The organism is Campylobacter sp. 2018MI34 (genome assembly GCF_016598975.1).
Taxonomy (GTDB): Bacteria; Campylobacterota; Campylobacteria; order Campylobacterales; family Campylobacteraceae; genus Campylobacter_D.
The window spans coordinates 20,155-31,640 of record NZ_JAENKS010000015.1 but is presented as its reverse complement, the minus strand read 5'-3'; the positions used below and the strand labels follow the sequence as shown (position 1 = coordinate 31,640).

Sequence of the window (11,486 nt, the reverse complement as noted above, 5' to 3'; positions counted from 1 at the left end):
TTTATATATTTTTATTAATTTTTAGATAAATAAAGAATTAACACTTTCATTATGATAAACACGGCGTATAACTTCTGCAAAAATTGGAGCTACACTTAATACTTTAATGTTAGGGAGTTCTTTTTTATTTTAAAACTCTAATAAACTTTTAAACATTTACTTATACTTTTTTACTTAAATGCTATAAAGCTCTCAAAATTTGCCCATTTAAAAATACTTTCAATTTTTTTAAATCCTGCATTTTTAAGCATAGTGATATTTTCGCTTTCGCTATAAGGAATAAGCACGTTTTCTAATGCCTCTCTTTTTGAAGCTATTTCAAATTTAGAATAACCTTGTTTTTGTTTATAATCTGCATAAAGTTCTATAATATTTTTTGATAAAAAAGCATCTTCATAAAGTATTTTTTCACTTATTATAAATACACCTTGCTCATTTAAATTTTTATAAATTGTATTTACTAATTCTTGTCTTTTAGGGGGACGGATAAATTGTAAAGTATAATTTGCTACAAAAACATCACTTTTAAAAAAGTCAAACTCACATAAATTAGCTTCAAAAAATTTAATATTTAAACCATAAGCTTTCATTTTAGCTCTTGCAACATCAAGCATAAAAGGCGAATTATCAACTCCAAAAAGTTCAAAATCTTTTCTTAGACTAGATAAAAAAATCAAAAAATTTGCACTAGAACAACCTAAATCACAAATTTTAGCTCCTTTAAATATAATCTTTGCTATTAAATTAGCACAAAGTTCTAAATTTTCTTTATAAAAAGGCACGGATCGATTAATCATATCATCAAAAACACTGGCTACATTCTTATCAAATTCAAATTGTTTTTTTAAATCTTGTTTAAAAAGCTCATCTTTCATTCTTATCCTTTAAAATTTCTTTAGCTTTTTGTATATCTTTTGAAATTTGATTTTTGAGTTTATTTAAATTTTCAAATTTTTGATTTTCTCTAATATAATCTACAAATTCTAATTCTAAAATTTCACATAAATTTAATTTATCATCAAATTTTTCTAAAATATGACTTTCTATAGCAAAATTATTATCACTACTTCTAATCCCTATAAAACTTACACTTTTATAACTTTGATTTTTAAATTTTGTAAAAGTTGCATAGACACCATCTTTTGGTAAAAAATAATCTTCACACTCTAAATTTAAGGTAGCAAAAAGCTCTTTTGATCCAAGTCCTTGCCCTTTTATCAATCTTCCTTTAATGTTATAATTTCTACCCAAAAAAGAATTAGCTTTTTTTATATTACCTTGTTTTAAATACTCTTTTATTAAGCTTGTATGCACGCCTATCTCATTAATACTAAACTCATCAACAATAATTGTTTTAATACCGCTTAAGATTTCTATATCCTTAGCCTTATAAGCCCTATTTCTTCCAAAGCTAAAATCATAACCTACTACAATATACTCTAAATTTTTAAATTCTTTTTTTAAAAATTGTAAAAATTCTTTACCATCTAAAGTTTTAATATTTTCAAAATCAAGTTCTAAAACTTCTTTTTTTGTTAAAAGAAATTTATCTTGATTGGTGCAAAGTTTTTTACCTTTAAATTTATCTATGATTAAAAGTATGCCTTGCTTATCTAAACAATCTATAAGCTTTTTATGACCTAAATGAATTCCATCAAAACTTCCTATAGCTAAACTTTTAACTTTATCTTTTACTATAGTGGTAAAAATATTCAACATTGCCCTCTTTTCCTTTAATCTTTGATTCTGCGTAATTTTGCAAAATCCAACCTAAATTTGCACAAGCTTTTTCAAAATTATTTCTCGCTTTTTGCACTGCTTTTTCATCTTTTAAAACACCTTTTTTATCTCTTTTAACATCTTTTCCTACTTCAAATTGAGGTTTGAAAAGCAAAATAATATCTTTTAAAGCTAATTTATCAATATAAATAAGTAAATGAATTAAAGATATAAAACTAACATCACAAGTAATAAGATCAAATTTTTCATCACTTTTAAAATCCCTTAAATCAGTATTTTCTACTAAATTTATTTTAGCATTATCACGCAAAATAGGATGAAGTTGATTAGTCCCAACATCTAAAGCGGTAATTTTTAAGGCTTTATTTTCTAATAAAATTTGCACAAAACCACCTGTACTAGAACCAATATCAAGACACTTCTTATCTTCTATACAAATATTTTTATCTTTTAAAAACGATTTAAGTTTAAAAGCAGCACGAGAAACATAAATTTCATTTAAAAGCTTTAAATTTAATTCTTCGCAAGTTAATATTTCTGCCTCGGTTAAATTTTGATTTTTAATTAAAGTTCTTACATCAAAGGATGGTTTAAAAAATTTAGAATTTAACAAAATCTCTTTATTTTCTATCAATTCTACGGCTTTATTTCTGCTGATTTTTAAACGCTTAGAAATAAAAAAATCAAATCTCATTTCAAACTTTCATTTATAGCTTTTTGCAAATCTTCTTTTTCTTTGGAAAACCACCAAATTCCAAGCTCAAAGGCATTTTTATTTAAAAGATCTTGAACCTGTTTTAAATTTCTTTCAATCTGATCTTTATTTTGTTTTAATGAACTTAAATTTTGTTCTTTTAAAATAGTTGTATTTTCTATAAATAAGGCAAGCTCTTTTTGATAAGGCTTTAATTTTTCATTTTTAATCTCTTTAATGAAAAATATCCCTAAAATCATCATAAAAGAAAGAATAAAAACATAGTTTTTATTTTGCACTTTAAGAGCAAAATTATAAATATAAGCAAAAGAAAGAGAAAATACAAAAAAGTTGAAAAAATCAAAAATAAAATGAATAATTTTAAACCAAAATATACCCAAAGAAGTTAAAAAATATTCTTTTATAAGCCTTATAAGTGTTAAAATTTCTGAGATGAAATCAAATACAAAAAAGGTAGAATTTTTATAAGGTATGATATATTGAAAATTTTCTAGTTTTATTCCTTCTAACGAATTAAAAAATAAATTAATAATTGCATAAATTAAAGCTATTAAAAAAGCGCTTATAATAATAATTCTAAAATCATTATAAGCATTATTTATCAATTGAAAATTTAATTTTTTTCTTAAAAAAACTATACATAAAGGCAAAAACGCAAGCAAAAAGACTAATTCTTGCTTTTGAGCTGTAATTAAATTTAAAAATAAAGATAAAAAAGTAAAAATAGCCATAAAAAAGCTTATAATATAAATAAAAAAATCTCCCATACTTAAACGATAGATTAAACTATTTTTTATAATAGTAGCTTCTTTTATAACATTTTTTCTAAATTTTAAAAAAACAAAAAATTCTCTTGCTAAGCCATAAAAAATTAAAGGTAAAAAAATCAAAGAAAAGCTCGAGTATTGCCAAGTTAAAATAAAAGCAAAAAGAGCCAATAAAGCTATCATTTTATAAGCTCATTAAAAGCATCTTCGTCTATACAAGTTATATTAAGTTCTTTTGCTTTATCTAGCTTAGAACCAGCTTCTTCTCCATAAAGAACAAAATTTGTTTTTTTAGAAACAGAATTACTTACTTTTCCACCTAATTTTTCTATCAAAGTTTTAAATTCATCTCTAGGACGCGAAAGTGTTCCTGTAATGACAAAAGTTTTGCCAATGATTTTGCTATCATTTTGTATTTTATTTTGATCAAGCTTTAAATTTAGAAGTTCGTAAAAATGATCAATTCTTTGATGATTTACACGTATAAACTCACAAAGACTTAAAGCCATTTGTTTTCCAAAACCTTCTAAATTCTCATAACTTTCTAAACTTTGTTTATGCCAATTAAATCCAAAACTAAAACTTAACTTTTTAGCAGCTACTTCGCCAATATGCTCAATGCCTAAAGCTGTAATAAAACGATAAAGATCGCAAAATTTTGCATTTTCAATAGCGTTTAATATATTGTTAATCTTTTTTTCCTTAAAACCCTCCAAACCTTCAAAATCACCAAATTTTAGATGAAAAATACTCTCAATTGTAGTAATTTTTTTATTTTTATATAAAAGCTCTACTATATTTTCGCCAAGCCCATCTATATTTAGACATTTTTTAGAAACAAAATGAATAATTGAATTTAAAAGTCTATCTTCACAATCAATATTTTGACATTTTATCAAAGCACCCTCATCTAAAAGCTCACTTTGACATGTAGGACAAATTTTTGGACGCAAAATATCAAGCTCTAAACCATCACGACGATCTTTAAAAACCTTAGTGATTTTAGGTATAACATCTCCACTTCTTATAATGCTTACATAATCATTAATTTTTACATCAAGTCTTGCTATCTCATCAAAATTATGAAGTGTTGCTGATTTAACCATAACTCCATCTAGATTAACAGGTTCTAAAATCGCCACAGGTGTTATGACTCCACTTCTTCCTACTTGTAAATTTACACCTATTAAACGCGTAGTTTTTTCAAGTGCAGGAAATTTAAAAGCTGCCATAAATCTAGGAAATTTAACCGTATATCCAAGCTCATTGCAAAGGTTTAAATCATCTACTCTTACAACCATACCATCCATCATCATAGGCTTTTTATCTCTTAAATTTAAAAGCTCTTTATAAGCTATCATCACTTCATTTAAATCCTTACAAAGTCCTACAAAATCATCTTTTAAAAAACCAAGACTTCTTATAAATTCCATAACTTCTGAGTGCTTTGTAAAACTAAGACTATTTTGACCCACCCCCCAAGGATAGAATTTTAAATTTCTTTCTTTTGTTATGCTTGTATCAAGTTGTCTTAAACTCCCACTTGCTGCATTTCTAGGATTTGCAAATAAACTTTGATTTAATTTTGCTCTTTTTTCATTGATTTTTTCAAAATCATCTTTTAAAATCACCACTTCGCCACGAATTTCAATTTTTTCTAAATAAGGAATTTTTTTTGGGATACTTTCAATTTCTAAAACATTTAGTGTTATATCCTCCCCTATTCTTCCATCTCCTCTTGTAGCTCCGCTTATCAATTGACCATTTTCATAAACTAAATTTAAACTTGCTCCATCAAATTTAGGCTCTATAAAAAAATTATTTTCGCTTTTTGCTCTTTTTGCCCACGCTCTTAATTCACTCTCATCGAAAACATCTTCCATTGACCACATAGGATTTAAATGAGAAATTTTTTTAAACTCACTTTGTATTGTTGGAGCAATTTTTTGTGTAGGAGAATCTTTAAGTAATAAATCAGGATTTTCTTTTTCAAATTTTTTAAGCTCTTTGATTAAAGTATCATACTCCTCATCACTTGCTAAAGGTTCATCTTTTTCATAATAAGCTCTCATCCAAAGATTTGCTAATTTTACTTTTTCTAAATATTCTTCTTTTGTCATAATACCACCTCTTGCATTGCTTCATTAAGCTTAAAAAGTTGTTTATGTTCATATAAATCGTGAGTTCTTATAATGCTAGCTCCATTTTCAAAAGCCTTTAAATGCAAATATAAACTCCCAGCTAAACGATCTTTAATTTCACTTTTAAAATATGCATTAATTACACTTTTTCGACTTGCTCCTACTAATAAAGGTTTATTAAATTGTAAAAAATGTTCTAAATGTTTAATTAAAATCAAATTATGTTCTGCACTCTTACCAAAACCAATGCCAACATCCAAAATACTATCTTTTACTCCATAACTTTCTAAAATTTGTAATTTCTCCCTAAAGAATTCACTTATTTCGTATAATAGATCTTCATATTTTGGATTTTCTTGCATAGTTTTTGGTATGCCTTGTATATGCATTAAACAATATAATGATTTATAATTTGCAGCAAGTTTAGCTAAATTTTTATTTTTTAAGCCTGTTATATCGTTAATAAGTTTAAAGCCTTTATTTAAAGCATATTCTAAACAATACTCATCAAAACTATCTAAGCTAAAAATACTCTCTTTATAATAATTTTTGGCATAAATTAAATCAAGTATATTTTTTAGCCTTTTAAATTCTTCTTCTTTTCCACAATACTCACTTCCTGGTCTTGAACTTACTGCTCCTATATCTATAAATTCAGGCTTTAAAGATAAAATTTCAATAAGTTTTTTTTCAAAATTTAACTCATTTACGCGACTTTGTTCATTAAAACTATCATTATTAATATTCATAACAGCCATTAACTTTACGTTTTTAGGTTTTAGAAAATTATTTTGTAAAAAAGAAGCTAAATTTTTAAGTTTAAAATCTTGCAACTTTTCTTTATCTATAAGTTTTTGAATTTGCTCTTTTGTAGCCATTAAAAGAGCATTTGAGCATGAAACTTTAGCTGTAATTACTTCTTTATGAGTTACAAGCTCAGCTCCAACCCTTAAGGCATCTTGTTTTAAAATATTTGCTGCTGGAATGCTTATATCTTTAATAAAGATAAAATGAATTTCTTTTTTATTGGACATAATTTTTTGTCCAAGCTTATGAGGATTTATAAAACTGCAAAGAAGATTAAAATCGGTTTTAGAATTGATTTTAAAAAATTTCATTAAGCCTCATAAACATTTAATAGCAAAGTCGCAAACAATAAACTTGCTTTTGAATTTAATTTTGCTAATTCATATGCCTTATAAAAAAAATCAAGTTCTTCTTCGTTAAATTTTTTAACTCTTAAGCATTCTTGACTAAGGGTGGAAATTTTCTGCATAAGTTCTAGCTTATCTGAATTTTCATTTTCTTTGATAAATTCAAAAATCATTTTTAAATCAAGTTTTTTAAGATCTATATTTAAATCAATTTTTTCTTTTTTAATCTTATCTTTTTGACATATAAGTCGTGATTTGATTGTTGGCAAAAGAAGGTTTTTAGAAGGAACAACTATAAGAAATTTTATATTTCTTGGGGGTTCTTCTAAAAGTTTTAATAAAAAATTTTGTGCCTCGACTCTAAAAGAATGCGCCATTAAAATAATAATTTTTTCTTCGGTTTCAGCAATATAACTTTCTTTTTCAACTGCTCTAGCATCATCAAGTAAAAACTCATTAGTAACTTCTTTTGGAATAAATCTTAAATTTTTAATTCCAAAATCTTCTATCATTGTAGCTTTAATTTTTTCAAAGTCATTACTAATAATAATTTTACTTGTAAAAGACATTAAAGAGTAACCTTAGAAAATAAAATTGCATCTAAGCTTAAATCTAAAAGTCTAAATAAAGAAATAAGTTTAGCATCTAAATCTTTATCTTTAGAATTTAAATAAAAACTATTTTGTAATTGCTCATCAAAAAGCCAAAGTAAGCTATCATCTTTAGATTTGGCAATTAAAGATTTTTTATCCGTAGTACTTCCTATATAAAAATAAACATAACCATTAGGAAAAGTAATATCTAATAAATCATTAAGTAAAAATATATCTTCAGTATTTTGTATCTTTTTTTTATAAAGACAATCCAAAGACACAAAAGGAAGCATAGGTCTTGAATTTTTAGAATTGATATTTTTTAAAAAATAATGCTCATACCAAGATCTTTGCTCATCGCACATTAATATAAAAGTGCGTCCTTCTAAAAGATGTTTAAGTCTTGCAGCCATAAGAGGGGCCCACTCTAGACGACGACTCTCCATCCAATTTAAAAAAGTTCCACCATTTCGAATATTTTCTAAAGTAAAACTAAGAAAATCACTCATTATTTATCAAGTCCATAAACTTCATGCAAAGCTCTTACTGCAAGTTCTCCATATTTTTCTTGAACTATCATTGAAATTTTTATTTCACTTGTTGAAATCATTTCTATATTAATACCCTCATTTGCTAAGGCTTTAAAAGCCATAGAGGCTACACCTGAGTGAGATTTCATCCCAACTCCTACTATAGAAACTTTTACCACAGAACTATCTGTTTCTATGATAATATTGGAATTTAAAATTTCTCTCATAGCTTTTTTTGTCAATTCAAGTTCATTTTCTGGAACAGTAAAACCAAGATTTGTTGTTCCATCAATACCTACATTTTGTATGATCATATCAACATTAATATTTTCTTTTGCTATGTTTGAAAAAATTTCAGCTGCAATACCTGGTTTATCTTCTATATTTCTTAAAATAATTCTAGCTTGATTTTTATCCATAGCTATACCACTAACTAAAGCCTGTTCCATTCCATTTTCTTGTGTAATCATTGTTCCCTCATTATCATTAAAACTATTTCTTGTTACTAATTTAACATTTAATTTTTTAGCAAGCTCAACTGATCTGTTTTGTAAAACCTTAGCTCCTAAACTTGCAAGCTCTAACATCTCTTCATAAGAAATTCTATCAAGCTTTTTAGCTTTAGGTTCAATTCTTGGATCAGTTGTATAAACTCCATCTACATCGGTATAAATTTCACATAAATCAGCATTTAAAGCTCCTGCAAGCGCGACGGCACTTAAATCGCTTCCACCACGCCCCAAAGTTGTGACATTTCCTTCTTCATCTACCCCTTGAAAACCAGCTACAACAACTATTTTTCCTTTGTTTAATTCATCCTCAATAGCACTAGAATCAATATATTTAATTTTAGCTTTAGTAAAAACACTATTGGTAATAATTCCGGCTTTTCTTCCAGAAAATGAAACAGCCTTAAAACCTTTTTCATTTAATGCTATAGATAAAAGTGCGGAAGTTACTCTTTCACCGCTGCTTAAAAGCATATCCAAATCACAAGTTTTTGGTTCTTTGCTAAAAAAATTAGCATATTCAATAAGCTCATTTGTTACCCCGCTCATAGCAGATACCACAACAACAAGCTTATTACCCTCTTTAGCACTTTGTATTACTCTATTTGCAACTGCTTCAATGCGCTCTAAACTTCCAACACTTGTTCCACCATATTTTTGAACTATCAGCATTAAATATAACCTTTCTCTTTAAAATACTTAATTACAGCAATATAAATATCTTTTTTAAAATGATTAATCATTTTAAATATCTGTTTCAACTCCACAAATTCATATGCACTAAATTCAGGACATTTGGTATGTATATTAATTTTTTTATCATCTTTTAAACGTACTAAAAAATACTTTTGAGTTTGTCCTTTATAAGGATGCATTTTTTGTGCTATTTTATCTGGAAAATCATAACTTAGCCATTTGGGATATTCGGCGATAATCTCAATATCATCTGTTCCAATTTCCTCTTTAAGTTCTCTAAATAAAGCATTTCTAGCACTTTCTCCTTTATCAATTCCACCTTGTGGAAATTGCCAAATATTTTCCATATCATTTCTTTTTGCTATAAAAATTTTACATTTTAAAGGATAAGAACTTGAAAGTATAATGGCTGCAACATTAGGTCTATAATTTTTTATTTTATTTTCTTCTTTCATTAAATTATTTTAACTTATTTCAAATCAATTTTTTATTAAAATTTATAAAAAATTTTCAATTTATAGAGAAAATATGTATCATTTATATATTCATATTCCTTTTTGCGAAAGCAAATGTTATTATTGTTCTTTTACCTCTTTGAAAAAAAAGAATTATGAGGATAGTTATTTTAATACTTTAAAAAAAGATTTAAAATTTCAGCTTGATTTTTTTAAAGTAAAAAAAAATTCAATTAAAACTCTTTTTATTGGGGGTGGAACTCCAAGCATTATACAAACTAGATATTATGAAGAAATTTTTAAAATTTTAGAACCTTTTTTGTCTAAAAATTTAGAAAGCACTTGCGAAGCAAATCCGAATTCAACTTCTTTAGAATGGCTTAAAGAAATGAAAAATTTTGGCCTAAATCGTATCTCTTTTGGTGCTCAAAGCTTTCATCCTAAGAAATTAAAATTTCTTGGAAGAATTCATAGTCAAGATATGATTTTTAAAGTATTAGAAAATGCCAATAAAGCAAATTTTAAAAATATAAATTTAGATCTTATTTATGATACAAAAATGGATGGTAAAAAAATGCTTGAATTTGAACTTTTAAATTTAAAAAAAATTAAACCTTTAATCACTCATTTAAGCGCTTACAATCTTAGCATAGAACCAAAAACTATTTTTGCTAAAAAAGAACATTTTAAAAAAAATGCACCCTATTTAATGAAATTTTTTATTAATAATCTTAAAGAACTTGGTTTTTTTCAATACGAAATAAGTAATTTTGCAAAAAACAAAACTTATATTTGCAAACACAATCTTGCTTATTGGCAAGGAAAAGCTTATATAGGTTGTGGTTTAAGTGCGATAGGTTTTTTAAAAAATCAAAGATTTTATACGGTAAAAAATTTAAAAGATTATATAGCAAATCCTACTTTTAGGAAAATAGAAAATCTAAGTTTAAAAGATTTAAATTTAGAACATTTGTTTCTAGGCTTTAGAAGTATAGTGGGCGTAAAAGAAAGTCGCTTAAATACTTTGCAGAAACAAAAAGCTGCCTTACTCGTTAAAGAAAAAAAACTTCATTATAAAAAAGGAAGATTTTATAATCTAAATTTTTTACTTAGTGACGAACTTGCTTTATATTTTTAATCTCATTTTTTATATAAAAATTTCTTTTAATGTCTAAAAATAAAAAAATATATTTATTTTTAAAAACGCTTATATAAAAAATATTAAAATGCCAAAAATAATTGCAATTAATACAATAATACTTGCAAACAATATTAAAAAACTCAATTTAAATATTCTTTTTAATAATATTAATTCAGGTAAAGAACATCCAGCTCCAGCTATTAGAAAACTCATCATTATCCCTAAAGGGATGCCACTTTGAATCAATGTTAAAGCCACAGGAATCATTGCTGTGCAATTCATATAAAGCAAAACTCCTGTAAAAGCCGCTATAAACACCGCCAAAATTCCATAATCTTTTAAATAAATTTCAAAAAAATCTTTTGGAAAAAAACTATGTATTATCGCACCAATTGCCATACCTATAATAATATAAATAAATATTTTTTTATAATCTTTAAAACTTTTTAAAAATAATTCTTTTAAAAGATTTTCTTTTTTAATTTTAAAACGAATAATTTTATTAGATTGAAAATTTGCTTTAAAAATAAAATTTAGTTTTTGATTATTACAATAAGAATTACTTGTATCGTCATTTAGATCATTTAAAAAATACTCGTTAAAAAATTTTTGTGTATTTATTTTTGAAATAAAAAAAGATACAATTAAAATAGCAAAAATTAAAAAACTCACATAAAATAAAGTAACTTTTATACCAAAACTTACTATAAACATTGCAACAACAATCGGATTAATTAAAGGTGAAGTAATAAGATAGGAAATACAAACCCCAAGTGGAACTTTTGCCCTTAAAAAAGCATTTAAAAGCGGAATTGATGAGCAAGAGCAAAATGGTGTTAAAGATCCTAAAATTATAGCTTTAATATAGGCTTGAAAACCATCTTTTTTTAAATGATCTTTAAAAAGATTGGTATATTTTTTATCTATATAAAAAACAATCATATTTATAAGCAGAAATAAAAAAGAAATTTCACAAAAAAGAAAAATAAATTCTTTTAAAGATATAAATAATTTATCAAAAAACATTACTTAACCTTATGATACA

The 11,486-nt window shown here is 25.4% G+C and carries 12 protein-coding genes and 1 pseudogene; 1 reads left to right on the top strand and 12 read right to left on the bottom strand.

All coding sequences use genetic code 11. The features are described 5' to 3' along the window. Positions 1–21: 21 nt before the first annotated feature. The 11 genes and pseudogenes from JG676_RS05325 to JG676_RS05275 all read right to left on the bottom strand — a co-directional run. A pseudogene (locus JG676_RS05325) lies at positions 22–126 on the bottom strand (ribose-phosphate pyrophosphokinase); the annotation flags it as partial. A 44-nt stretch (positions 127–170) separates the two neighbouring features. Further along, complete coding sequence (gene cmoA / locus JG676_RS05320) at positions 171–875, bottom strand: carboxy-S-adenosyl-L-methionine synthase CmoA (RefSeq protein WP_200170156.1); 705 nt, start codon at positions 873–875, stop codon at positions 171–173. Then, positions 865–1,716, bottom strand: a complete 852-nt coding sequence (locus JG676_RS05315; RefSeq protein WP_246801796.1) for a bifunctional riboflavin kinase/FAD synthetase — start codon at positions 1,714–1,716, stop codon at positions 865–867. Before JG676_RS05315 ends, cmoA begins: the two co-directional genes overlap by 11 nt. After that, positions 1,685–2,434 carry a TlyA family RNA methyltransferase gene (locus tag JG676_RS05310; RefSeq protein WP_200217537.1) on the bottom strand — a complete coding sequence of 250 codons (750 nt, stop codon included), beginning with the start codon at positions 2,432–2,434 and terminating at the stop codon, positions 1,685–1,687. Before JG676_RS05310 ends, JG676_RS05315 begins: the two co-directional genes overlap by 32 nt. After that, on the bottom strand, positions 2,431–3,405 hold the full coding sequence (locus tag JG676_RS05305) for a hypothetical protein (protein WP_200217536.1): 975 nt from the start codon (positions 3,403–3,405) through the stop codon (positions 2,431–2,433). The genes JG676_RS05310 and JG676_RS05305 overlap by 4 nt, the downstream gene beginning before the upstream one ends. Next, on the bottom strand, positions 3,402–5,342 hold the full coding sequence (ligA, locus tag JG676_RS05300) for an NAD-dependent DNA ligase LigA (RefSeq protein WP_200217535.1): 1,941 nt from the start codon (positions 5,340–5,342) through the stop codon (positions 3,402–3,404). Before ligA ends, JG676_RS05305 begins: the two co-directional genes overlap by 4 nt. Further along, the gene (gene folP / locus JG676_RS05295) at positions 5,339–6,481 is read right to left on the bottom strand and encodes a dihydropteroate synthase (RefSeq protein WP_200217534.1); all 1,143 of its coding nucleotides are present in this window, start codon (positions 6,479–6,481) and stop codon (positions 5,339–5,341) included. Before folP ends, ligA begins: the two co-directional genes overlap by 4 nt. Continuing rightward, positions 6,481–7,086, bottom strand: coding sequence for a DNA polymerase III subunit delta' (locus JG676_RS05290; protein ID WP_200217533.1), 606 nt, complete (start codon positions 7,084–7,086; stop codon positions 6,481–6,483). The genes folP and JG676_RS05290 overlap by 1 nt, the downstream gene beginning before the upstream one ends. After that, positions 7,086–7,619 carry a HobA family DNA replication regulator gene (locus JG676_RS05285; RefSeq protein ID WP_200217532.1) on the bottom strand — a complete coding sequence of 178 codons (534 nt, stop codon included), beginning with the start codon at positions 7,617–7,619 and terminating at the stop codon, positions 7,086–7,088. The genes JG676_RS05290 and JG676_RS05285 overlap by 1 nt, the downstream gene beginning before the upstream one ends. Then, positions 7,619–8,821 carry an aspartate kinase gene (locus JG676_RS05280; RefSeq protein WP_200170164.1) on the bottom strand — a complete coding sequence of 401 codons (1,203 nt, stop codon included), beginning with the start codon at positions 8,819–8,821 and terminating at the stop codon, positions 7,619–7,621. The genes JG676_RS05285 and JG676_RS05280 overlap by 1 nt, the downstream gene beginning before the upstream one ends. Then, positions 8,821–9,300, bottom strand: a complete 480-nt coding sequence (locus JG676_RS05275) for an RNA pyrophosphohydrolase (protein ID WP_200170165.1) — start codon at positions 9,298–9,300, stop codon at positions 8,821–8,823. The genes JG676_RS05280 and JG676_RS05275 overlap by 1 nt, the downstream gene beginning before the upstream one ends. A gap of 73 nt (positions 9,301–9,373) precedes the next feature. On the opposite strand from JG676_RS05275, the gene hemW reads away from it, so the two are divergent. After that, complete coding sequence (gene hemW / locus JG676_RS05270; protein WP_200217531.1) at positions 9,374–10,438, top strand: radical SAM family heme chaperone HemW; 1,065 nt, start codon at positions 9,374–9,376, stop codon at positions 10,436–10,438. Positions 10,439–10,507: 69 nt separating this feature from the next. Here hemW and JG676_RS05265 read toward each other — a convergent pair whose 3' ends face one another. Next, positions 10,508–11,467 (bottom strand): permease, encoded by a 960-nt coding sequence (locus JG676_RS05265; RefSeq protein ID WP_200217530.1) that lies wholly within the window; start codon positions 11,465–11,467, stop codon positions 10,508–10,510. Positions 11,468–11,486: the final 19 nt, after the last annotated feature.

Coding starts and splice junctions, on each gene's coding strand:
- JG676_RS05265 (WP_200217530.1), bottom strand. CDS start 11,467: ATGTTTTTTGATAAATTATTTATATCTTTAAAAGAATTTATTTTTCTT.
- ligA (WP_200217535.1), bottom strand. CDS start 5,342: ATGACAAAAGAAGAATATTTAGAAAAAGTAAAATTAGCAAATCTTTGG.
- JG676_RS05310 (WP_200217537.1), bottom strand. CDS start 2,434: ATGAGATTTGATTTTTTTATTTCTAAGCGTTTAAAAATCAGCAGAAAT.
- JG676_RS05290 (WP_200217533.1), bottom strand. CDS start 7,086: ATGTCTTTTACAAGTAAAATTATTATTAGTAATGACTTTGAAAAAATT.
- hemW (WP_200217531.1), top strand. CDS start 9,374: ATGTATCATTTATATATTCATATTCCTTTTTGCGAAAGCAAATGTTAT.
- JG676_RS05285 (WP_200217532.1), bottom strand. CDS start 7,619: ATGAGTGATTTTCTTAGTTTTACTTTAGAAAATATTCGAAATGGTGGA.
- folP (WP_200217534.1), bottom strand. CDS start 6,481: ATGAAATTTTTTAAAATCAATTCTAAAACCGATTTTAATCTTCTTTGC.
- JG676_RS05305 (WP_200217536.1), bottom strand. CDS start 3,405: ATGATAGCTTTATTGGCTCTTTTTGCTTTTATTTTAACTTGGCAATAC.
- cmoA (WP_200170156.1), bottom strand. CDS start 875: ATGAAAGATGAGCTTTTTAAACAAGATTTAAAAAAACAATTTGAATTT.
- JG676_RS05280 (WP_200170164.1), bottom strand. CDS start 8,821: ATGCTGATAGTTCAAAAATATGGTGGAACAAGTGTTGGAAGTTTAGAG.
- JG676_RS05275 (WP_200170165.1), bottom strand. CDS start 9,300: ATGAAAGAAGAAAATAAAATAAAAAATTATAGACCTAATGTTGCAGCC.